This is a genomic window from Janthinobacterium sp. BJB426 (assembly GCF_002735705.1).
In the GTDB taxonomy this organism is placed as follows: domain Bacteria; phylum Pseudomonadota; class Gammaproteobacteria; order Burkholderiales; family Burkholderiaceae_D; genus Janthinobacterium.
Genome location: NZ_PDZL01000006.1, coordinates 41585 through 63717 on the forward strand (window position 1 = coordinate 41585; position 22133 = coordinate 63717).

The window sequence follows — 22133 nt, forward strand, 5'->3', positions numbered from 1 at the left end:
GGTCAGTTTCAGGTTGTCAGAGGTTGGTTTCATAGAAATCATTGGCCTTGCCCTGCAGGCAGCCGCAACGCTTCCAGCGCCAGATAGCCGGGCTGTAACTGCGCGGCGATGGCAGCCAGGCCGTCTGTTGCTGGCACGGGCGGATCGCCGTGGTAAGCCGTGCCGTACTTCGCATGCACACCGCCTTGCGCGTGCATCGCTTGCAATTGCGCCGCCGTGGAGGTGATGCCGAAACGGGCCAGCAAATCGCTGAACACGATGTCTGGCAATTGCTTGTAGTTAATTAACTGCAGCTGGCCTGCGGCAGCATGAGGCAGGGCCGCGTCGAACAGGCTGGCCAGCACGAGGCCCGTGTAGCCATCGATATCGCCCGGCGTCAGCAGGTGCGCGGGCAGCGGCAGCTGTGCCGGATGCAGCATGCCGGGCACCATTTGCGGGCCGCGCTGGCGCTGGTGCGAGGCCAGCACGGCCAGCGGTTCGCGGTAGACGAACAGGCAGGGCGTGCCGGGAAACGCTTGCCGCAGCAAGTCCAGGCTGTGGATGTGCCAGCAGTCGAACTTGATGAGGAAATGCGTCTCGTCGCCCGAGCGGCGCCGGCCCAGGGCCAGGATGGCCTGGCGCAGCAGGGCGATGCTGTCGCTGCCCGCCATGCCATCGTGATGCAGCCGCAGCAGCGAATCGATCACGGGCGGCTCGGACATGACGATGCATTGCGGCAGGGATGCCAGCAACTGGCTCAGCAGGGTTGAGCCGCAGCGCGAGACGTGGAAGATGAAGGCGTCGGGCGCCAGGCCATCGCCCAGCGTGGCCACCATGGCCAGCGCCGCCAGCGGCGTGCGGCAGACGCGGCGCTCCTCGTGCGGCTGGCGCGCCAGGGTGTTGACAAAAAAGGCGTCGTTGAAAGGTGTTTTTCCCAGGTGGCGCCAGCACATGGTGGCGTCCGCCAATGTTTCGCCGCGCTCCACGTACAGCGGATACCAGCCGCGCAGATCCATGCCCTCGTGCCACGTCACCGTCTCGCCCCTGGCCAGCAGACGTTCCTGCTGCGCAAGGCCCGGCGCGGCGCTCACGGGGCGGCCCCGTCTGCCAAGGCAGACAGTTGGCTTGCCAAGGCCAGGCTGGCAGGCGAGGGCGACAGTCGCAGCTGGGCGATGACGGCCCGCACATTGCCATCATTGATGCAGGGGTCGCCATATTTTTGGGGCGCTTTCGGCACGAAGCCGGCCGAGGTGAACAGCGCTTCGATCCAGGCATTGGTGACGCAGTCGAGCACGAGGTGGATGCGCGGCGCCGTGCCCTGGTTGTGCACCGCGTGCAGGCAGCTGGCGTCCATGTACCAGGCGTGGCCGGCCGTGAAGTGCACGCTCTCGCCATCGATGGTAAACAACACCTGTGGCGAAGTGTGGATGGGGATATGGATGCGGATCAAGCCATCGGCCAGCGACGTGCCGGCGTCGCGGTGCGCGCGGATGACGGCGCCCGGCGCCAGGGCCATCAGGCGCGCGGCGCGGATATCGCAGGCGAAGCTGGCGAGCACTTCGCGCAGGCCGGGACAGCGCGCCAGCTGCGGCGTGGCGGCGTAGGCGGCGCCATCGACGGGCATGATGTCGCCGGCTGCTCCGTCAGGCGAGCGCAGCGGCACGCAGCTCCAGCCGTTTTCATAGGCGCCCGTGTTGAAATGGCTGATCCACTCGCTGGTGGAGAACTGGTCGCTGTCGCCTTGCATGCGCGCCACGTCGAAGCGCAGCGGCAGTTGCAGCCAGGTGCTGGGGGTATTTTGCGCCGGCACTAGGGGGCGCTCCATTCCAGTTGCTCCTGGACGTCGTTTTCCCCGCGCAGGCGAAAGCCCAGCCGCTGGTACAGCGCGCGCGCGGCGGTGTTGCTTTTGTTGACGGCTAGGTGGAGGTGTAATTGCTCCGCACTGGCTTGCGCCTGCAGGCCGCGCAGCACGGCGCTGCCGGCGCCCTGGCCTTGCGCGGCGGGCAGGATGGCGATGTCGACCAGGTGCAGCACCTGATCCTGGCGCTCCAGAACCAGGCGGCCGATGGGGATAGTGCCGTGCTGCAGCACCAGGTACACGGCGTGCGGATACGCCTGTCGGTAACCGTGGCTTTGCATGCGGCGCTGCATGGCGATCAGCTGTTCGATGACGGCGGGCTCGGCCGGCATCTGGTGCAAGTCGTCGCGCGTGGAGCTGTACAGCGCGGCGGCAAAGCCATCGTCGTCGTCGCGCTGGACGCGCAACTGGTAGGGGGCGGAAAGCGGCAAGTTGTGCATCGGTGCTCCGGCAGGTCGTTGCGATGGCGCCAAATGCGCAGGCGTGTATTTATTTGCTATGCTGCCAATTTTTCCGCGTACTTGCAATCATTTCAAGGAAGCCGCCATGCATTCTGTCTTTATCCTGCCTTATCCGTGGAGTGATGCGTGGAGTTGCGCGTGACTTCGGCACGAGCGGAACTGGCCGCCATCGCGGCCGCGCTGTGCGATCCGCGGCGTTCCCTGGCCAGCCTGGTCGGCGAAACGGTGCAATTGCGCCAGCTCGTCGAGCGCCATTCGCGCCTGTCCATGGACCGGCAGGACGGCTTGCGCGATGGCGAGAGTTTTCTTCCCAGCGGCTGGGCTATCTCGCCCGTGCAGGCGGGACTGTGCGCGCGCGAGCCCTACCGCAGCGCTGCCTTCATCCAGGGCCTGGCGCTGGCCGTGCGCGAGCGCCTGGACGTGAGCGGCGGGCGGCCCGTGCGTGTGCTGTATGCGGGTTGCGGCCCGTTCGCCCTGCTGGCCTTGCCGGTGATGGCCGTGCTCGATGCGACGCAGGTGCAGTTTGCCATCCTCGACGTGCACGCGGAGACGCTGGCGTATGCGCGCGAGCTGATTGCAGCCCTGGGCCTGGACGGCCATGTGACGGACTACCTTTGCGCCGACGCGGCCGCCTATCGTATTCCTGCCGGCGCCACACCGGACGTGATCGTCAGCGAAACCATGAATACGGCGTTGGGCAAGGAGCCGCAGGTAGCCATCCTGCGCAATCTGCACGCGCAAGCGCCTGCGGCGGCGCTGTTGCCGGCGGCCGTCACGGTGCACCTGGGCCTGGACCGACGCAGCCCTGGCGAGCCGTGCACCGACTGGGGCCGCGTGTTTGCGCTCGATGCGGACGCCTTGCGCACCTGGCAGGGTGAGTCGGGCGACAGTTTGCCGGCCGCCAGCATCCGCCTGCCCGACGTGCTGGAACAGGCGCCGCGCTTGCTGACGCGCATCCGCGTGCATGGCGACATCGTTCTGGGCGACCATGAGTGCAGCCTGAACCTTCCACTGCCCTTGCCGGGCAAGCCAAGTCTGCCTGGTGGCAGCGTGCTCGACTTCCATTACCGCCTGGGCGGCCAGCCGGGACTGGCGTTTTGCCTGCGCGAAACGCCTGCATCCCTGCAGGCATTGCACCAGCCAGTGCCTCAGTAGTAGTACTACATTGGCAGACTATTTACTTCTGTAGGATAATATGGAACCGGTTCCATTTATGCGCAAATGCAATGTGGCGCAATCATCGAAGTCAATAAAACAACAAGTCTTGCGGGAGTCTCATGAACCATCCAGGCACTGAACCATCTGCAACATCCGCTTCATCCCTTCCCCGTATCAGCCGCCGCCAGGCCCTGATCGGCCTGGCCGCCTTGCTGGCGCAGGCCGGTTTCTGGAGCAATCCCCTGTCCGCCGCCATGCAGGCGCCGGCCAGCGTTCCCGCGACGGGCGTGGTGCCCGCCACCATGCTGTTCTATACCTTGTCGCAAACCATCACGGGCCACCGCGACCTGTCCACCGCGACGGCGGCGCGCATGGAACAAGCCATGCGCAGCAACATGCCCGGCTTCGCCGAGCGCTTGCCGCAACTGGGCGCGCTGCTCGTCACGGGCCAGGAAGCCAAGGCCCTGCTGGCGGCCGCCACCGCCGCGGATGCCGGCTTGCGCGAGCTGGCGCTGGCCATCGTCGCCGCCTGGTACACGGGCACTGTCGCCGGCAACGCGGCGCAGGGCACGAAATCCATCGTCGTCGCCTACGCCGAGGCTTTGATGTACCGCACGGTGGCCGATGGCCAGGTCGTGCCCACGTATTGCAATTACGGCCCCTTGTGGTGGTTGAAGGCGCCGCCGGCCGTGCGCGTCTCCGCGCCCGTGGCGCCAAAACCTGTACCGGCTCCGGCTACCACGGGCACTCCCGAAACTAAAGGCAAGCAAGCAAAATGAAATCACCCCAATTCAAGAGTAATGGCGACGTCGTCGCCGATGTCGTTATCGTTGGCACCGGTGTCGTCGGCGCCATGATGGCCGACCAGCTGGCCGCGCAGGGTCACTCCGTGATCATGCTGGAAGCGGGCCTGCGCATCGAGCGCGGCCAGGCCGTGGAAAACTGGCGCAACATGCCGTTCGAAAACCGCGCCGGCTCCGACTTCCAGGGCCTGTATCCGCAGGCGGAAAACGCGCCCGCACCCCTGTATTTCCCGAAGAATAACTACGTGGAAGTATCCGGCCCCAACGGCAGCAGTTTCCAGCAAGGCTATCTGCGCACGGTGGGCGGCACGACCTGGCACTGGGCCGCGTCGTGCTGGCGCCACTTGCCATCCGACATGCGCATGAAGAGCGATTACGGGGTAGGGCGCGACTGGGCCATTTCCTATGACGAGCTGGAACCGTACTATTGCCGCGCCGAGCAGGAAATGGGCGTCGCCGGCCCCAACGATCCGGCGCTGCAATCGCCGAGCGAGCGCAGCGCGCCGTATCCGATGGACATGGTGCCCTGGGGCTATGGCGACAAGCGTTTCGCCGAAGTGGTCAACCCGCACGGCTACCGCTCCGTGCCGATCCCGCAAGGCCGCTCGACGCGCCCGTGGCAGGGCCGTCCGACTTGCTGCGGCAACAACAATTGCCAGCCGATCTGCCCCATCGGCGCCATGTACAACGGCATCCACCACGTGGAGCGGGCCGAGCTGAAAGGCGCTAGTGTGCTGGCCGAGGCCGTCGTCTACCGCATCGATACGGACCAGAACAACCGCGTCACCGCCGTGCACTGGTACGACGCCAAGAAGCAGTCGCACATGGCGACCGGCAAGGCTTTCGTGATCGCCTGCAACGGCATCGAGACGCCGCGCCTGTTGTTGCTGGCGGCGAACCAGAACAATCCGAACGGCATCGCCAACAGTTCGGACCAGGTGGGCCGCAACATGATGGACCACTCGGGTTTCCACTGTACCTTCCTCGCCAATGAGCCGATCTGGACGGGCCGTGGCCCGGCGCAGAGCAGCTGCCTGGTGGGACCGCGCGACGGCGCCTTCCGCGCGCAGTATTCGGCCAACAAGATGATTCTGAACAATATCACTCGGGTGGGGCCTGCTACCCAGCAGTCGTTGAAGCTGGGGCTGGTAGGCAAGGATCTCGACGACGAGATCCGCCGCCGCGCCGCGTTCGGTGTGGACTTGTCGATCAGCCTGGAACCGCTGCCCGAGGCGCACAACCGTTTGACCTTGAGCAAGACGCGCAAGGATCCGCTGGGCCTGGCCTGTCCCGACATTTACTACGACGTGGGCGATTACGTGCGCGATGGCGCGAAGGCCGCGCATGCGCAACTGGAACACATTGGCAAGCTGTTTGGCGCCGTGGAATTCCATATCACCGACAGCCTGAACGCGAATAACCACATCATGGGCGGCGTCATCATGGGTTCGAATCGTCTTGACTCCGTGGTCGACGGCAATTGCCGTGCCCACGACCATGCCAATTTGTGGCTGCCGGGTGGCGGCGCCATGCCGTCAGCCAGCGTGGTCAACACCACCCTCAGCATGGCCGCGCTCGGTTTGCGCGCGGCAGACGACATCGCCCGCACCCTGGCAAGGGAGGCAGCATGATACGCCGTTTATTCCTGAGCCTGGTTTTGGCAGCTAGCTTGCCGCTGGCCGCGCACGCTGTGCCACCTGTTCCGCCCGTCACCCTGACGCCGGACCGCCCGGCCGCGCCCGTGGCCGCCAAGCCCGATGCGCGCCTCGAACGCGGCCGCTACCTGGCCATCGCGGCCGACTGCATGGCGTGTCATACGGCTGCGGGCGGCAAGCCGTATGCGGGCGGCTACGCCATCGATTCGCCGCTGGGCACGATCTACGCGACGAACATCACGCCATCGAAAACAGGCGGCATCGGGCACTACAGCGAAGTGGATTTTGCGCGCGCCCTGCGCGAAGGCGTGCGCGCCGATGGCAGCCATCTGTATCCAGCCATGCCCTACACCAGCTATGCGCAGCTGACGGATGCGGACGTGGGCGACCTGTATTACTACTTCATGCAGGCCGTCAAGCCCGTCGATGCGCCGGCGCGCCAGACAGCGTTGCCGTTCCCGTTCAATGTGCGCCTGTCCATGCTGGGCTGGAATACCTTGTTCCTCGACAATAAACGCTTTGTGCCTGATCCAACGAAGAGCGCGCAGATCAACCGTGGCGCCTACCTGGCCGAAGGCCTGGCGCACTGCAGCGCCTGCCACACGCCGCGCAACGCGCTGATGGCGGAAATCGGCAGCCAGACCCTGGCGGGCGCGTCGCTCGGTTCCTGGCATGCGCCCAACATCACGTCCGACAAGGTCAGCGGCATCGGCGCGTGGACGGACGCGGAACTCACGGCTTACCTGAAGACGGGCCACGTGGAAGGCAAGGGGCAGGCGGCGGGCGGCATGGCCGAAGCCATCCAGAACAGCCTGCAATTTCTGCGCGACGATGACGTGGCCGCCGTCGTTGCCTGGCTGCGTACGGTGCCGCCCGTGCGCGCGCCGGGCCAGACGAAGGCTGCCTTCAGCCATGGCAGCGCCGCCAGCGAAGAACCGCTGCTGCGGGGCATGGCCAGTTCCACCGAGCATCATTCACTGAACAGCGGTGCCGTGCTGTTTTCCGGCTATTGCGCCAGCTGCCATTCGGCCAGCGGCGCCGGCAGCACGGGCCAGGCGTATCCAGCCTTGTTCAACAACACGGCGACGGGCGGCAGCACGCCGGCCAACCTGGTGTCGGCCATCCTGTTTGGCGTTGAGCGCAAGATCGAAGGGGAGGAGCACGAAGCGTTCATGCCCCGTTTCGACCAGCGTTCCTACGTGCAACCCTTGACGGACGAGCAGATCGCTTCGATTGCCAATTATGTGCTGAAACAGTATGGCAACCCGGATGTGTCTGTCACGCCCGCATATGTGGCGCAGGCGCGCAGCGGCGGCGAGAAACCCGTGCTGGCACGTGCTCAGCCGTTCATGCTGCCGGGCGGCATCGTGGGCATCTTGCTACTGATCGCGCTGTTTGTGTGGTTGCGCCGGCGCCGTCAGCGCAGAGGATGAACGCTGAAACGGCGGCGAATATGAACGTTGGGCGCAACTTGCAGTAAAATGCAGGCTGAAAAATGGTTACGAGCAATCGTAGCCATTTTTTATTCTGGCACTATCCTGGCGAGTGTGTTCGCCTTATTTTAAAATTGACAATGTCCCATTCCCTGCATCACCAATTTTTACGTTTCGCCGCCGTCGGCGCTTCCGGCACGGCCGTGCAATACAGCGTGCTGTGGGGCGGCGTGGAATGGGCCGGCATCAGCGCCGCCGCCGCGTCCGGCATCGGCTACATCCTCGGCTCCGTCGTCAACTACCTCCTCAATTACTTTTTCACGTTTAAAAGCGACAAGGGCCATGGCGAGGCGGCAAGTAAATATTTCACCTTGCTGGGCATCGGCTGGTGCATCAATACAGGCCTGATGTGGCTGCTGGTACACCAGTTGGGCTGGTATTACTGGCTGGCGCAGGTGTTGGCGACGGGCATCGGGCTGGTCTGGAATTTCGCGGGCAGCCGCTGGTGGGCCTTCAAGCCGGCCGGGGCACCGACCAAATAACTGGTTATTGCAAGAAAAAAAGATGCGTCTTGGCCAAGACCAGGCGCGCGGTTTTACCAATACAAGGGGTTAATCATGCAGTTCCTGGAACGCTATTTCAAACTGAAGGACAACGGGACCAATGTGCGCACGGAGCTGCTGGCCGGCCTGACCACGTTCCTGACGATGGCCTACATCATCTTCGTCAACCCGTCCATCCTTGGCGACGCGGGCATGCCGAAAGACTCCGTTTTTGTCGCCACTTGCCTGGCGGCCGCCATCGGCACCCTGATCATGGGCCTGTACGCGAACTACCCGATCGCGCTGGCGCCGGGGATGGGCTTGAATGCGTACTTTTCGTACACGGTGGTCAAGGGCATGGGCATGAGTTGGGAAGTGGCGCTGGGCGCCGTCTTCATTTCCGGCTGCCTGTTCATCCTGGTGAGCCTGTTCAAGGTGCGCGAGATGATCATCAACAGCATTCCGCCCGCGCTGCGCACGGCCATCACGGTCGGTATCGGCCTGTTCCTGGCCATTATTTCCCTGAAAAGTGCCGGTATCGTGGTATCGAACCCCGCCACCATCATCGCGCTGGGCGACTTGCACCAGGCGGCGCCCATCCTGGCCATTCTCGGCTTTTTCATCATCGTCGCGCTGGATCGCCTGAAAGTGCCGGGCGCCATCCTGATCGGCATTCTCACTATCACGATTGCCAGCTTCTTCTTTGGAGGCAACCAGTTCAACGGCATCGTCTCGGCGCCGCCCGCCATCGAGCCGACCCTGTTCAAGCTCGACATCATGGGCGCGCTGTCGATCGGCATCGTCAACGTCGTGCTGGTATTTTTCCTGGTGGAATTGTTCGATGCGACGGGCACCCTGATGGGCGTGGCCAACCGTGCCGGCTTGCTGAAAGACGGCAAGATGGAGCGCATGAACAAGGCCTTGCTGGCCGACAGCACGGCGATTGCCGCCGGCGCCTGCCTGGGCACGTCGAGCACCACGGCCTTCGTGGAAAGCGCGGCCGGCGTGCAAGCGGGTGGCCGCACGGGCTTGACGGCTGTGGCCGTCGCGCTGCTGTTCCTGGGCAGCCTGTTCTTCGCCCCGCTGGCACACACGGTGCCGCCGTACGCGACGGCGCCCGCGCTGCTGTACGTGGCCTGCCTGATGCTGCGCGAACTGACCTTCATCGACTGGGATGACAGTACGGAAAGCATTCCCGCCGCCATCACGGCCCTGATGATGCCGTTTACCTATTCCGTGGCCAGCGGCGTCGCCTTCGGCTTCATCACCTATGCTGTCTTGAAACTGTTGACGGGCAAGGGCAAGCAGGTATCCGTGGTGGCTTACATCATCGCCGCCATCTTCCTGTTCAAGTTTATTTACCTGGGTGAGTAGCGTGGGCGAATAGCGCGTTTGCCGCCGCATGCGACAAGGCCGCCCGTGCATCAGCAGGGGCGGCCTTTTTTGAAGGCGCCGCCTACATCAGCAGCGCCGCCACCAGGTCTTTCTTGGCGTCGCCGGCGCTGCCGTCGAAGCGCAAGGCCGCTTCTACATGCGACAGATGTTCGACCATCAGGCGCGCGGCAAGATCCGCGTCGCCGCTGCGCGCCGCCTCGAGAAAGCGCCCGTGCTCGTCGCACGAGCAGGCGGCGGCGTCGCCCGACTGGTACAGCATGGTGATGAGCGAGCTGCGGCCCACCAGTTCGCGCACGATGTCGCGCAGCACGGCGTTGCCGGCGATATCGGCCAGCAAGACGTGGAAGTCGCCCAGCAGTTGCGAGCGCAGCGGCGTCGCTTGCGCCAGCGCCAGGCGTTCCGCTTTCAGGTGGCGCTCCAGCATCCTGTAGTCTGCAGCTTTGGCCCGCGCGACGAATTCGCGTGCCAGGGCCGCTTCGATGATGCGCCGCGCGGCAAAGATGTCGCGCGCCTCTGCCTCGGTTGGCTGGCTGACGAAGGCGCCCTTGTCGGGCACCATGCGTATGAGTTTGTCCTTCGAGAGTATGAGCAGGGCGGCGCGGATCTTGGTGCGGCTGACGCCGTACAGCCGGCACAGCGCCTCTTCGCGCAGCCGCGTGCCAGGCGGCAATTGGCGCGCCACGATGGCGGCCGCCATATGCTCGGCAATTTCCGCCGAGCTATCGCCGCTGCCGGCTTTGTCCACCAAGGTTGCGCTTGATTCTGTCATGTCGGGTGAGAGCAGTAAGCCAGGGGCAAGGTGACCTTGCAAGCGCATGTCCGCGCGGCGGCGTGGTTGACGCCTCGCTGCCGGCATGCCGTTATGCGCCTTGCATATCAGCAAGGCCTGGCTATTCTACTATCTTGCGTGGCGCCGCGCAGACGGCCCCTGCCACATTGCGAGGCTCGCCCGCTGGCGGCCTGTTTTGCTGGCCATGCAGCAACCATGCAGCAACCATGCAGCAACCATGCAGCAACCATGCAGCAACAACTGGACACGAGAAATTTTGACGTATATAATTCGGCCTCCTTTCCCTGATAGCTCAGTTGGTAGAGCGACGGACTGTTAATCCGCAGGTCCCTGGTTCGAGTCCAGGTCGGGGAGCCAGAACAAGCAGCAGCAAAGGGCCACGTGGCAACACGTGGCCCTTTTGTCATGCGCGCACGGTTTCTCATTCACGCCAGTCATCGCTTCAGTGCGTCAGCGACGTGCGCGGTGTTTCCCGGATCAGGGATCGACAAACACGTCGAAACGCACCTTGAGCGGACTGCCCCACGAGATATCCACCCAGGCACGGAAGCCGCCGTTATAGGGCGCGATGTTGTACACGGCCATGCGGGCGGCGCCGATGAAACGGTCCTGGGGCGTCGCGGCATACTCGCTGATGTTGAGCAGCACGCGCGAGTTGGCTTTCACGTTGGCGTTGGCGAAGTTGACCGAAGGATTCACGCCATTGGCCGTCCACGTGTAGTAGGTGGTGAAGGCGGCGGCGCTCAGGTTCAGGTCCTGTGCGGCCGCGCCTTTCGCGGCTTGGCCGTCCTGCTCCAGAGGCAGATCGGTGGTTTCCGGCGCCAGGTTGCTGCCGGTGCGATGTTCTACTTTCATTTCCATGATGTACTCCTGATCGATAGTTTGGACGCCGCGCCTGTCGTCGTGCGGCAAGACGCCCTATCTGTTGCCGTGACGGCCAGTGTCACGTCCTGGCTGATAAGGTAGCCGCCTGCTCCATGCTGTTGGAGTAATTCATTCTAGGCGTACACAGGGGACGAATGCGCGCGGCGCCACCGGAAAAACGGCGCTTGCTTGTGCTGGCGCAAACACCTTGCAGGCAGGCGGCAGGATCTTTTCTCGCAGGCTATTTTTATGGGGCGCCACGCATGCCGCGCAGGACAATGGCACAATAGGCCCAGCCGACCTGTCGATGCGGAACCCGTTGCGAGCCTAGCCCATGCCGATACTGAACCTGAGTGCCGAAACCGATATCTATTACGAATTGATCGAAGGCGACCCCGCCAAGCCCTGCCTGGTATTCCTGCACGAGGGACTCGGTTGCTGTGCGATGTGGAAAGATTTCCCCGCGCTGCTATGCCAGGCGACAGGGTGCCGCGGCTTGCTGTATGACCGTCATGGCTATGGGCAGTCGTCGCCGCTGGCGGCGCGGCGCCAGCTCCACTACTTGCACGACTATGCGCTGTGCGAGCTGCCGCAGGTGCTGGCCGCACTGTTGCCGGGACAGGATCATTTTCTCGTCGGCCACTCGGACGGCGGCAGCATCGCCCTGATTTATGCGGCGCAGCAGCCGCCGCGTTTGCGCGGCATCATCACCGAAGCGGCGCACGTGTTTGTCGAGGATATCACGCTTGACGGCATCCGCGTGGCGGACGCGGCGTTTGGCGCGGGCAAGTTGCGCGCGCTGGCGAAATACCATGGCGACAAGACGGAAACCATCTTCAAGGCCTGGTCGGATACATGGCTCAGCTATGGCTTCCAGTTCTGGAATATCGAGTATCTGCTGCCCTCCGTCGAATGCCCGGCGCTGGTGCTGCAGGGAAGCGAGGACCAGTACGGCAGCGCGGCCCAGGTCGACACGATCGTGGCGCAGGCGCTCAACGCCGTGCCCGCCATGGTCGAGCAATGCGGCCATACGCCGCACCAGGAGCAGCCGCAGGCATTGCTGGCGCTGATGGAAGGCTTTTTGCAAGGCCGCATGGACGCGGCCACTCACCCGAGAAATATATGCTAGACCACCTCGATCACCTCGTATTGACCACCCGCGACAAGCCGGCCTGCATCGATTTCTATACGCGCGTGCTGGGCATGCAGCTGGAAACGTTTGGCGCCGGCCGTCATGCCTTCAAGTTTGGTGCGCAAAAAATCAATCTGCATGAAGCCGGCAAGGAATTCCTGCCCAAGGCGGACGTGCCCACGCCCGGCTCGCTGGATATGTGCTTCATCGCCGCCGTGCCGCTCGACGTGTTCATCGCCCACCTGGCGGCGCTGGGCATTGCCATCGAGGAAGGACCGGTGGCCCGCACGGGCGCCAATTGGCCCATCCGCTCTGTCTATCTGCGCGACCCGGACCGCAACCTGATCGAAGTGTCCGAGCGCGCCTGAGGTTCGTCAATGCTCATCAATGGCAGGCGGGATCGCTGTCCCAGCGGCCCGAGCAGATGCGCGAGCGGCACAGCATGCCTTCGATCAGGCCCAGCTGCTGACAGCGTTGCAATAGTTCTGCCGTTTCTTCTTCCTGCCTGCGCAGCACCACGTCGCGCACGGGCGTCGTCGTGCCTTCTTGCCGGTGCGCATGGGCCACCATCGCCGTCAGCAGGGTGACGTCGCTGTCGCCGGGTGCGGCAGCCGGCCTTGTCCCCTGTGGCCGCACGTTTGCCGGGCGCACGGGCGGCGGCGCCTTGCGCGGCGCGCTCGCGGCTGCCACCTCGGGCAAGGACGGTGCCGCCGTATTGACGATGGTGGCCGCCTGTGCCGGGTGTTGCAGCACCGTTGGCGCCGGCATTGCGGGCGCAGCCATGGCGATGGCGGGTGCCGGCGGCCGGGGCCGGGGCAGGGGCTGAACCTCCGTATCGTAGGCGAGTACGGCCGAGACCAGCACCGCCAGGCACAGCGCGCCAGCGGCCCAGTGCCGCCAGCCGGGGCGCCAGCGCAGGGCCGGCATGGATGCGGGCGCGGCGATGCCATGTTCGAGCTGCGACAGGATGCCCTTGCCTTCGATGCGCGCACCAGCGGCGCCGGCTTTGCTCAGCAGGTTGGGACCGCGCGCCTGGCCATCCCCGGTTTTCAGTAAAGACAAAATATCACCTCCGCAGTGGATCAAATTCGACTGACCTTGATGTAAACCGCGCTCATGCGGGCCGCGGACGCCTACGATCTAGCGATACCGCCGAGCAATGGATTGCCCGGTCCCGCCGATTCCCGTCACGGAGCGCCCCATGTTCGTCGCCCTGGTCCTGATGTATTTCCTGTTGGCCTGTTTTGCCTGCTGGCTGCTGCTGTTTCCCGGCGGCCGCGCCATCGTGCTGCACACGCTCGTCAACCTGGGCTGGCGCGTGCAGCGGCGCGCGCAGCATTTGAAGGGCGGCAGCGGCGCGCAGTGGCAGCGCGTGCAACGGCACACGGGCTCGGGCATGGCGCGCGCCTGGCAGCTGCTGTGGCGGCATCGCTGGTTGAGTCTGGCCGGCAGCGTGCTGGTCATCGTGCCGCCGCTGCTGGCCTGGCTGTCCAGCGACCGTATTGCCCTGCGCGGCTATGCCGATCAGCAACACGTCATCAACGACCAGGTCAGCGACTTGCTGAAAGGCGAGCAGCTGGTGCCGCCGCCAACTCTGCCGCCGCTGCTGTTTTCCACGGCGGAAGTAACGCAGCTGCGTCCGCTGCTGGGCGGCGCCAGCCGCAACTGGCAATTGCTCGACCACGATTTCGCGCAGCGTTTGCTGCTGGTGTTCAAGATCATGAAAGACGTGCATGGCTATGACATGGTCTTGCTGGAAGGCTATCGCAGCCCCGCGCGCCAGGATCAACTGGCGGCGGCCGGCCCGAACGTGACGAACGCGAGGGCGTTTCAAAGCTATCACCAGTATGGCCTGGCGGCCGATTGCGCATTCATGCATGAAGGAAAGCTCATCATTTCTGAAAAAAATGCCTGGGCCATGCGCGGCTACCGTTTATATGGCGTGACGGCCGAATCGGTGGGCCTGCGCTGGGGCGGGCGCTGGACCATGATGGATTTTGGCCACACGGAATTGCCGCAACCGCGCGTGCTGGGCAAGTAAGCCGCGCCAGCCATTCTAGCGCCGGGTCGGGGTCTGAATTTCACCGCTGCAAACTTGCTTGCGCAGCGTCAAGGGCACACCGGCAACTGCCGCGCGCTGGCGCCTGGTACTTGTCATATGTCAACAAAGGCGCGCCGCATTGCTGTCAGCATGGGCCGACTCCGCCTTACTGCGCGGCGGCGCTCCTCCTGCTTTGCGACCTTACCCTGGGCTCATCATGCTGCGACGACTCTGGCATTTCCTCATCGACAGCCGCCATCTGACCATACTCGGCTTCGTGGCGCTGGCCGTGTTCCTGTACCTGGGTGCCGAGGTGCTGGAAGTGGCGCTGATCTGGGCGCTGGCCTTGCTGCTGCTGGCATTTCTTACCTGGCTGGGCCTGTGGCTGTGGCGCCGGCGCCGCGCGCGGCGCGATGCGCAGGCGCTGGGCCAGGCCATCCTCAACGAGGCCGAGATTGCCGCCGCGCAAGCGGCCTCGGCGTCCACGGCCAGCAGTCCGCAGCCGGGTGAACTCGGCGCCGTGCGCACGGGCATGCTGGCTGCCATCGAGACCATCAAGACATCCAAGCTGGGCCTCAAGTCGGGCGCCGCCGCCCTGTACGAATTGCCGTGGTATATGATCATCGGCAATCCGGCCGCCGGCAAGAGCAGCGCCATCCTGCATTCGGGCCTGCAATTCCCCTTCGCCGACGGCAAGATCGTGCAAGGCGTGGGCGGCACGCGCAACTGCGACTGGTTTTTCACCACGGACGGCATCGTGCTCGATACGGCGGGACGCTACTCCGTTGTCGACGAGCACCGCGGCGAATGGTTCGGCTTTCTCGACCTGCTGAAAAAATACCGGCGCAAGGCGCCCGTCAACGGCATCCTCATCGCCGTCAGCATCGCCGAATTGAACGGCGACCCTGATGTTGGCATGCAACTGGCGCGCAGCCTGCGCAAGCGCGTGCAAGATGTCATCGAACGCCTGGAAGTGTTCGCGCCGCTGTACATCGTGTTCACCAAGGCGGATCTGATCGCCGGCTTCACGGAGTTTTTCGCGGATGCCGAGCGCAGCGAGCGCGAGCGCGTCTGGGGCGCCACCATGCCCTACCAGCGCAAGCTGCCGACGGCCGACTTGCTGGCGTTTTTCAACCAGAGTTTCGATGAATTGCACGACGGCTTGACAGAGCTGAGCCTGGCCAATATGGCGCACCGGCAACGCAAGACGATGGCGCCCGGTGTATTTACTTTTCCGCTGGAATTTGCCGCCATCAAGCCGGCCCTGCGCGCCTTCATCGCCACCCTGTTCGAGGAAAACCCGTTCCAGTTCCAGCCCGTGTTCCGCGGCTTTTACTTCACCAGCGCGCTGCAGGAGGGCGAGCCCGTCAGTGCCTCCTCGCAGCAGGTGGCGCGCCGCTTCGACCTGGCCTTCGCACCGGCCCCGGCCGCCGCGTCATCGGGTGTGCGCCAGCACGGCTATTTCCTGCTGGAGTTGTTCCGCAAGGTCATTTTTGCCGACAAGCACCTGGTGGCCAACTATGCCAACCGCGCCAGGCTGCGCTTCAAATATGCCGTGTTCTTTGCCGCCACCGTGTCGCTGGGCGCTTGCCTGGGCGGCTGGAGCTGGTCCTACCTGGGCAACCGGCAACTGGTGGCCAACGTCGAGGCCGATTTAACTAAAGTGGTGAAGCTGCAGGAGCGGCGCCTGGACTTGCAGTCGCGCCTGGAAGCGCTTGAAATATTGCAGGACCGCATCGAGCAGCTGGAAGCGTACCGCACGCAACGGCCGTGGTCCCTGCGCCTGGGCCTGTACCAGGGCGAACTGCTTGAACGCAAGCTGCGCGAGGAGTATTTTGCCGGCGCGCGCCAGGTCATGCTGACCCCCGTGGCGGGTGCGCTGGAAGCCCTGCTGTTTGAAATGAACGCCAGCGCCGACCAGTTGCAGCCCGCGGCGCGCACGCCGCAGACGCCGGCCGCCGCATCCTCTGCGCCACGCAATGTCCAGTACCAGGCGGCCAGCGCGACGAATGTGGAAGACGCCTACAACGCGCTGAAAACCTATCTGATGCTGGCCGACAAATCGCATGCGGAAAGCAGCCACCTGAACGACCAGCTGACGCGTTTCTGGCGCGCCTGGCTGGAGGGCAACCGGGGCGCCATGCCGCGCGAGCAGATGATACGCAGTGCCGAGCGGCTGCTGACGTTTTACCTGGCGCAGATCGGCGACCCGTCCTGGCCGCGCATCGAACAGAAGCTGGCGCTGGTCGACCAAGCACGCGAAAACCTGCGCCGCGTGGTGCGCGGCATGCCGGCGCGCGAGCGCGTGTATGCCGACGTCAAGGCGCGCGCCTCGACGCGTTTTCCCGGCATGACGGTGGCGCGCATCGTCGGCGAGCAGGATCAGGCCTTGCTGGCGGGCAGTTACGCTGTCTCCGGCGCCTTTACGCGCCAGGCCTGGGAAAAGTTCGTCGAGGGCGCCTTTCGCGAGGCCGCCAACCGCGAACTGCAAAGCGCCGACTGGGTGCTGAAAAGCGCTTCCACCGACGACCTGACCCTGGAAGGTAGTCCGGAGCAGATCGAGAAAAACCTGGTGGCCATGTACAAGGCCGACTACGCGCGCGAGTGGCAAAAATTCGTGCAGGGCGTGGCCGTCGCGGACCTGAAAGGTTTTGACGGCGCCGTGCAGGCGATGAACCGCCTGGGCGACCCGCAGTCGTCGCCGATCGCCAAGCTGCTGACGACCATTTACGCGGAAACCTCGTGGGACAACCCGGCCTTGCAGAACGCGCAATTGCGCAAGGCGGAACGGGGCATCGTCGCCTGGTTCAAGGAAACCGTGCTGCGCCGCGCGCCGTCGCAACTGACGGCCAATCCCGGTCTCAATGCGCAGATCGACCCGGCCCGCCTGGACAAGCCCATGGGGCCCGTGGGGCGCGAATTTGCCGGCGTGGGCAAGCTGGTGTCGGCCCGGGACAACAATGCCTCGCTGATGCGCGCCTACCTGGAAGCGCTGTCGAAACTGCGCAGCCGCCTGAACCAGCTGAAGAACCAGGGCGACGCGGGGCCTGGCGCGCGCCAGTTCATGCAGCAGACCCTGGAGGGCAGCGGTTCCGAGCTGGCCGACGCGCTGAAATTGGTCGACGAGCAGGTGCTCACGGGGATGAGCGACGCGCAAAAGCAGGCGATTCGTCCCATCCTCGTGCGCCCGCTGATGCAGACCTTTGCCGTCATCGTCGCGCCGGCCGAACTCGATATCAACAAGACCTGGGCGGCGCAAGTGTATGAACCGTTCCAGAAATCGCTGGCCAACAAATATCCGTTCGCGCCCACGGCGCGCATCGAGGCGAGCAACCTGGAAATCGGCCAGTTCTTCGGCCCGGAAGGACTGGTGGCGAAATTCGTCACGACGTCGATGGGACCATTGGTAGTGCGGCGCGGCGACGTGCTGGCGCCGCGCACCTGGGCCGACATGGGCATCAGCCTGTCGCCGCAGGTGGTGGCGCGCTTTCCCGGCTGGATCGCGCCGCTGGGCGCGGGCGGTGTGGCGGCCACCTCGACGGCGGCGCAAACCGTCTTCCAGATCCAGCCGTCGCCCGCGCCCGGCACGCTGGAATACACGGTGGAGATCGACGGCCAGCAACTGCGCTACCGCAATACGCCGGCGCAGTGGACGAACATGGTGCATCCAGGGCCGCAGGGCGCGGCGGGCGCCCAGGGCGCGCGCATCACGGCCGTCACCTTCGACGGGCGCACGGTGGAACTGTTCAACGAGCCTGGGCAATTCGGCTTGAAGCGCATGATCGACGCGGCGGCCAAGAAGCGCAAGGAGGGCGGCGTGTTCGAACTGCGCTGGGCGCGCGGCGAGGTGGCCGTGGCGGTCGACCTGAAAATCACCAGTAGCGCCGAAACCTCGGGCGCGGGATCCGCCACGGCGCTGCAGGAGCAGGGCTTTCGCGGCATGCAGCTGCCCGAGACCATCGTCGGCATGCCGGGCGGGCCTGTGCCAGTCGTCGCTGCAGTTGCGGCGAACGGGGTGGCGCCATGATGCGCGCGCAACAGCAGGTGCGCCTCGGTTACTTTGGCAAGATCCCCGCGCGCGGCGATTTCATCAAGGCTTGCGATAATCACGCGCTGGTGCAGCTGCTCGACGACTGGCTGGCGCAGGTGATGACGGCACTGACGGTGGAACCGCGCTGGAAGCTCAATTACGACGCCTTGCCGCCGCTGCGCTTTGCCTTTGTCGGCACGCGCAGCCGGCGCGCCATCGCCGGGCGCCTGGAAGCGAGCAACGACCAGTCGCTGCGGCGCTTTCCCTTCATGGCCATGGGCGCGCTGGAAGTCGACGACGCCGAAGCCTTTGTCGCCTGCAGCCCGCTGGCGCTGGCGCCACTGTGGCAGCGCGTGGAGCAGCTGTCGCACGGCATCGTGGCCAGCGCCGAACCGGGGCCGGCCCTGCTGGCGCTGGCCGGCAACGTGGTCGACATCGAACCGGCCGCACCGGATCACGCGGCGCGGCTGGCCGCCTTTTTACAGGCGCAGACCGTGCATGGTTTGCAGGCGATGCTGGCGTCACCCGCCTTCCCCGTGACGGTGCGCGAATTGCTGCTGGGCCTGGGCTTGCTGCTGCAGCCCGTGCGCCAGAGCGGCTTGCCGCGCCTGGAAAAAAGCCTGGTGCTGCCGCTGCCGCAGGACGCGCAGCTGCGCGATCTGGTGGCCAGCTTCTGGCTGCATCTGATTGCGCCTTTCCTGCGCCAGGCCGATTTCGAACTGGCGCTGTTCTTTTCCCACCTCGACGAGGCGCCCGTGCTGGTGATCGGGTTTTGCGGCGCCGACCCGCATGGCTTGCGCGCGCTGATCGATCCGCAGGCCGGCTGCGAACGGCTGATCGTGTTCGACCAGCTGGACTGGGTCGAGGAGCAGCTGGGACACGAGGCGGCGCTGCGCCAGTTGTCCGCCTGCCTGCAGCAAGAGCAGCTGTCGTTGCGCTCGGCCTGCGCCATGTTTGCCGACACCTTTGCCTGAAGGATTGCGATGAAATTCCCCGTCATTTTCCTGCTGCCGCTGCTGCTTCCTGCGGCCATTCCCTGCCACGCCCAGGCGCAAGCGCCCCAGACGCCGATGCCGGGGCAGATCCTCGTCACGGGTACCCTGGCCGACGAGGCGGGCAAGGCGGCCGTGCTGGCCCGTCTGCGCGAATTGTATGGCGCCGAGCGCGTGGTCGACCAGATCGCCATCGGCAACGTGGCCGTGCCGGCCAACTGGAACGGCTACGTGCACAAGCTGATCGCGCCGAACCTGAAGCTCATTTCACGAGGACAGATCAGCATCGACGGCAACAACGTCAGCGTGCGCGGCGAAGTGGCGAACGAGGCGCAGCGCCAGCAGATCGCCAGCGACATCGCCACCAGCCTCAATCCCACGTATGTCGTCAATAATGGCTTGCGGGTCAAGGCGGCCGAGGCCGAGCAGGGCTTGCTCGATGCGGCGCTGGATAAACGCATCATCGAATTCGACAGCGGCAAGGCCACCATCACGCCCGCCGGCCTGGCCATTCTCGACGAGATGGCGGCCGCCATGCTCAGGCTGCGGGGCCGCAAGGTGGAGGTGATCGGCCACACGGACGACACGGGCCTGCGCGCCAGCAATGTGGCCCTGAGCCAGGCGCGCGCCGAAGCCGTGCGCGCCTACCTGGCCAGCAAGGGCGTCGTGGCCGATACCGTGCTGGTGTCGGGGCAGGGGCCGGACCGCCCCGTGGCCAGCAACGCCACGGCCGATGGCCGGGCGAGAAACCGGCGCATCGAGTTCAGGATTGCGCAGTAGATTGGGTTGACACCTCACAAAACCGACGCGCAGTAGGCTTTGTGAGGTGTTCAGGGCAAGGTGATGGTCAGGTGTGCTGGCCGTGGCGCCAGCTTGACCAGGTCCGCATACGCGGCCAGGGTCGTTTGCGTGCCGCGCGTCAGATGCGTTTTCAGGCCCAGGTAAGCGCAGATGGCCAGCAGGGCGAAAAAGCTCGACAGCGCCCACAGCGGCACGTCGCTGCCGCGTTTGTTGACCACCTGGTCGGGGCGTTCCGCGCGCGGCGCGAAGCCGCGGCTCTTGCCCTTGATGTGGGCGATTTCGTCACCCAGGCGCGCCGTCAGGTAGCTGAGTTTTTCGCCGCCGTCGATCGCATACTTGCCCTGAAATCCCAGTAATAGACACATGTGGAAGACCTGCAGCGCTTGCACGCGCATGGCGCCCTTGCCGCGCAAGGCGTCGAGGCGGTCGAAAAAGTGTTCACCGGCCAGCTGGTCGCCAAAGATCAGCAGCTGCAGCGGGCGCCGCTCCCACTGCTTGCGCAGGGCGAAGGGCGAGGCCAGGATGATTTCATCGACGGCCGCGCAGAACGCATATTTGGCCGCCTCGATATCGTCGCCGTCGGCGCGGATCTTTTTCGCTTCGCGCTCGAAGTCGTCGAGGAAGGCCGTGATGCGGTCCATGAAGCTTTGCTCGTCGCCGGGCGCCGAACCGTGCTTCAGCATGAACAGCATGTAGAAGCCTTCGTGCATCAGGTCCAGCAGGGCGCTGCCGGCATGCCGGCCGCTGCCTGTAGGAGCGGAACCGCGTTGTCCCAGCAGGGATGGCGCCGCGCGCCGTTCGATGAGCTGGCTCATGCCGTCACCGCGATCAGTTCCAGCTGCAGGTCGCGTATGCCGGCCGGCACGTAGACGGAAATCGACTGCGCCTTGAGCATCTGTTCATACAGCACGCCGCGGTTTTCAATCGCAAAATAATAGGTATCGGGGCGCACGGGAATGGCGGCGGGCACTTGCGGCGCATGCGACAGCTTCAGGCCGGGCATGGCCGTGAGCACGCATTTTTCCACGTCGTCGGGCGCGCCCACTTTCACGCGCAGCGGCACCACCTCCACCAGTTCGATGGCGGGCATGGCGGCGCGAATGGCCAGGTACAGGGTGGTGTGCTGGTCGATCTTGCCCGAATTGAGCTTGCCAAGGTAGTACGACGGCTTGTCCTCGAGCAGGGCGATGGAAAAATACTTCGACGAGATGACGGTGTCGAGCAGTTCGCGGATGATGGCGTCGATGGCGTCGAAGCAGGCGCCCGGCTGCGCGTGGTCGTAGGCGGGCAGGCTGGCCAGGGTGTAATGCTTGGAGTAGCTGAGCAGGCCGCCCGCCAGGCCCAGCAGCGCCTCGTACAGGCGCTCCGGATGCAGGGCCGGATGGCGCACATAGTGCATCAGCGCAGCGGCGGCCGTGCTGACCGTGTGCAGCAGCCAGAAAGACGACACGTCGCCTGAGCGGAACTCGATCACGTTGCGGCTTGGCTCGCGGTGGTGGCCGTGCAGCGCGCTCACCTTTGCCTGCAGCGCGTCGAGCAGGTGTTCCAGCACGCCCTGCAGGCGCGGCGCGCCGGCGATCGCCAGGCTGGGCGCCATGAACGAGGGCACGGGCTCGAAGCCGCCCGACACCGTGCGCCGCAGGGCGATCAGGGGCAGGCAGTCGTAGGAGCCGCGCGCCTCGCTGTCGGGAATCAGGCGCACGGTCTTCTTCAGGTAAGCCACGTCGGCCACGGCGGACTCCGTGAACAGGTCGGGCGTGGCGCGCATGGCGTGCGCAAAGCGCGTGGCCGCCGGCGTGCCTGCCGTTGACGCCTGCACCGTGTAATTCATGCCTTCGCGGTTGAGGATGGGCAGCGCCGCGTAATACGTCACTTCCTGCACCGCCGGCGGCAGCGCTTCCAGGTCCACCGGCGGGGGCAGGGTATCGCTGCCCGGGGCGCCGTCGCCCAGCGCCTCGAACACTTCGCCGTCGCGGAAGATCGCCGACAGGGCGTGCAGGCGCAAGCTGCCCGTCTTCAGCGCCGCCAGGTCCCATTCCATGTGCGCCACGCCCCACAGGTAGGGATGCAGCGCGCTGGCCGTGTGATGCAGGCGCGCTTCGTGATATTGATCCTGGCGCTGGAAATGCTGCGGCCGCAGGAACAGCCCCTCTCCCCACAAGACTTTCGCTGCCATGCCCATCTCGTTTCTCCTTGAAT

At 65.1% G+C, this 22133-nt stretch carries 20 protein-coding genes and 1 tRNA gene; 13 read left to right on the forward strand and 8 right to left on the reverse strand.

What is annotated here, in order from left to right; genetic code table 11:
* Positions 1-38: 38 nt before the first annotated feature.
* The 3 genes from CSQ93_RS11835 to CSQ93_RS11845 are packed head-to-tail and all read right to left on the reverse strand — an operon-like array spanning position 39 to position 2277.
* Positions 39-1070: a sulfotransferase family protein gene (locus tag CSQ93_RS11835; protein ID WP_099378231.1), complete on the reverse strand. Its 1032-nt coding sequence runs from the start codon at positions 1068-1070 to the stop codon at positions 39-41.
* Complete coding sequence (locus CSQ93_RS11840; RefSeq protein ID WP_099378232.1) at positions 1067-1804, reverse strand: aspartyl/asparaginyl beta-hydroxylase domain-containing protein; 738 nt, start codon at positions 1802-1804, stop codon at positions 1067-1069. Before CSQ93_RS11840 ends, CSQ93_RS11835 begins: the two co-directional genes overlap by 4 nt.
* On the reverse strand, positions 1789-2277 hold the full coding sequence (locus CSQ93_RS11845) for a GNAT family N-acetyltransferase (protein ID WP_099378233.1): 489 nt from the start codon (positions 2275-2277) through the stop codon (positions 1789-1791). The genes CSQ93_RS11840 and CSQ93_RS11845 overlap by 16 nt, the downstream gene beginning before the upstream one ends.
* 159 nt (positions 2278-2436) lie before the next feature.
* Between CSQ93_RS11845 and CSQ93_RS11850 the strand changes: the two genes are divergently transcribed.
* The 6 genes from CSQ93_RS11850 to CSQ93_RS11875 all read left to right on the forward strand — a co-directional run bounded on the left by CSQ93_RS11850 (position 2437) and on the right by CSQ93_RS11875 (position 9263).
* Positions 2437-3453 carry a hypothetical protein gene (locus CSQ93_RS11850; RefSeq protein WP_158301206.1) on the forward strand — a complete coding sequence of 339 codons (1017 nt, stop codon included), beginning with the start codon at positions 2437-2439 and terminating at the stop codon, positions 3451-3453.
* 122 nt (positions 3454-3575) lie between these two features.
* Positions 3576-4235 carry a sugar dehydrogenase complex small subunit gene (locus CSQ93_RS11855; protein ID WP_099378235.1) on the forward strand — a complete coding sequence of 220 codons (660 nt, stop codon included), beginning with the start codon at positions 3576-3578 and terminating at the stop codon, positions 4233-4235.
* Positions 4232-5890 (forward strand): GMC family oxidoreductase, encoded by a 1659-nt coding sequence (locus CSQ93_RS11860; protein WP_099378236.1) that lies wholly within the window; start codon positions 4232-4234, stop codon positions 5888-5890. The genes CSQ93_RS11855 and CSQ93_RS11860 overlap by 4 nt, the downstream gene beginning before the upstream one ends.
* Positions 5887-7347 (forward strand): c-type cytochrome, encoded by a 1461-nt coding sequence (locus tag CSQ93_RS11865; protein ID WP_099378237.1) that lies wholly within the window; start codon positions 5887-5889, stop codon positions 7345-7347. The genes CSQ93_RS11860 and CSQ93_RS11865 overlap by 4 nt, the downstream gene beginning before the upstream one ends.
* Before the next feature lie 140 nt (positions 7348-7487).
* Positions 7488-7889 carry a GtrA family protein gene (locus tag CSQ93_RS11870; RefSeq protein ID WP_035820654.1) on the forward strand — a complete coding sequence of 134 codons (402 nt, stop codon included), beginning with the start codon at positions 7488-7490 and terminating at the stop codon, positions 7887-7889.
* A 75-nt stretch (positions 7890-7964) separates the two neighbouring features.
* Positions 7965-9263, forward strand: coding sequence for an NCS2 family permease (locus CSQ93_RS11875; protein WP_035820652.1), 1299 nt, complete (start codon positions 7965-7967; stop codon positions 9261-9263).
* Between the two features lie 82 nt (positions 9264-9345).
* Here the strand turns inward: CSQ93_RS11875 and CSQ93_RS11880 are convergent, their stop codons facing one another.
* Positions 9346-10053 (reverse strand): GntR family transcriptional regulator, encoded by a 708-nt coding sequence (locus CSQ93_RS11880; protein ID WP_099378238.1) that lies wholly within the window; start codon positions 10051-10053, stop codon positions 9346-9348.
* 302 nt (positions 10054-10355) lie between these two features.
* On the opposite strand from CSQ93_RS11880, the gene CSQ93_RS11885 reads away from it, so the two are divergent.
* Positions 10356-10431: transfer RNA gene (locus tag CSQ93_RS11885), tRNA-Asn, on the forward strand.
* Between the two features lie 120 nt (positions 10432-10551).
* Here the strand turns inward: CSQ93_RS11885 and CSQ93_RS11890 are convergent.
* Entirely contained in the window at positions 10552-10935 is a 384-nt protein-coding gene (locus CSQ93_RS11890) for a hypothetical protein (RefSeq protein WP_233516153.1), read from the reverse strand.
* A 337-nt stretch (positions 10936-11272) separates the two neighbouring features.
* Here CSQ93_RS11890 and CSQ93_RS11895 point away from each other — a divergent pair, with 337 nt between their 5' ends.
* Both CSQ93_RS11895 and CSQ93_RS11900 read left to right on the forward strand, forming a co-directional pair.
* On the forward strand, positions 11273-12067 hold the full coding sequence (locus tag CSQ93_RS11895) for an alpha/beta fold hydrolase (protein ID WP_099378239.1): 795 nt from the start codon (positions 11273-11275) through the stop codon (positions 12065-12067).
* The gene (locus CSQ93_RS11900) at positions 12061-12438 is read left to right on the forward strand and encodes a VOC family protein (RefSeq protein ID WP_099378240.1); all 378 of its coding nucleotides are present in this window, start codon (positions 12061-12063) and stop codon (positions 12436-12438) included. Before CSQ93_RS11895 ends, CSQ93_RS11900 begins: the two co-directional genes overlap by 7 nt.
* A gap of 16 nt (positions 12439-12454) precedes the next feature.
* On the opposite strand, the gene CSQ93_RS11905 is transcribed toward CSQ93_RS11900, so the two are convergent.
* Positions 12455-13132, reverse strand: a complete 678-nt coding sequence (locus CSQ93_RS11905) for a hypothetical protein (protein WP_158301207.1) — start codon at positions 13130-13132, stop codon at positions 12455-12457.
* Positions 13133-13271: 139 nt separating this feature from the next.
* Between CSQ93_RS11905 and CSQ93_RS11910 the strand changes: the two genes are divergently transcribed.
* The 4 genes from CSQ93_RS11910 (at position 13272) to CSQ93_RS11925 (ending at position 19913) form a co-directional block, all read left to right on the forward strand.
* Complete coding sequence (locus tag CSQ93_RS11910; protein WP_099378242.1) at positions 13272-14111, forward strand: M15 family metallopeptidase; 840 nt, start codon at positions 13272-13274, stop codon at positions 14109-14111.
* A 217-nt stretch (positions 14112-14328) separates the two neighbouring features.
* Positions 14329-18138 carry a type VI secretion system membrane subunit TssM gene (gene tssM / locus CSQ93_RS11915; protein ID WP_099378243.1) on the forward strand — a complete coding sequence of 1270 codons (3810 nt, stop codon included), beginning with the start codon at positions 14329-14331 and terminating at the stop codon, positions 18136-18138.
* Positions 18135-19115, forward strand: a complete 981-nt coding sequence (gene tagF / locus CSQ93_RS11920) for a type VI secretion system-associated protein TagF (RefSeq protein WP_099378244.1) — start codon at positions 18135-18137, stop codon at positions 19113-19115. Before tssM ends, tagF begins: the two co-directional genes overlap by 4 nt.
* 9 nt (positions 19116-19124) lie before the next feature.
* Positions 19125-19913, forward strand: a complete 789-nt coding sequence (locus CSQ93_RS11925; protein WP_099378245.1) for an OmpA family protein — start codon at positions 19125-19127, stop codon at positions 19911-19913.
* A 50-nt stretch (positions 19914-19963) separates the two neighbouring features.
* On the opposite strand, the gene icmH is transcribed toward CSQ93_RS11925, so the two are convergent.
* Both icmH and tssK read right to left on the reverse strand, forming a co-directional pair.
* The gene (icmH, locus tag CSQ93_RS11930) at positions 19964-20749 is read right to left on the reverse strand and encodes a type IVB secretion system protein IcmH/DotU (protein ID WP_099378246.1); all 786 of its coding nucleotides are present in this window, start codon (positions 20747-20749) and stop codon (positions 19964-19966) included.
* Positions 20746-22116, reverse strand: a complete 1371-nt coding sequence (gene tssK / locus CSQ93_RS11935) for a type VI secretion system baseplate subunit TssK (RefSeq protein WP_099378247.1) — start codon at positions 22114-22116, stop codon at positions 20746-20748. The genes icmH and tssK overlap by 4 nt, the downstream gene beginning before the upstream one ends.
* Positions 22117-22133 lie beyond the last annotated feature (17 nt).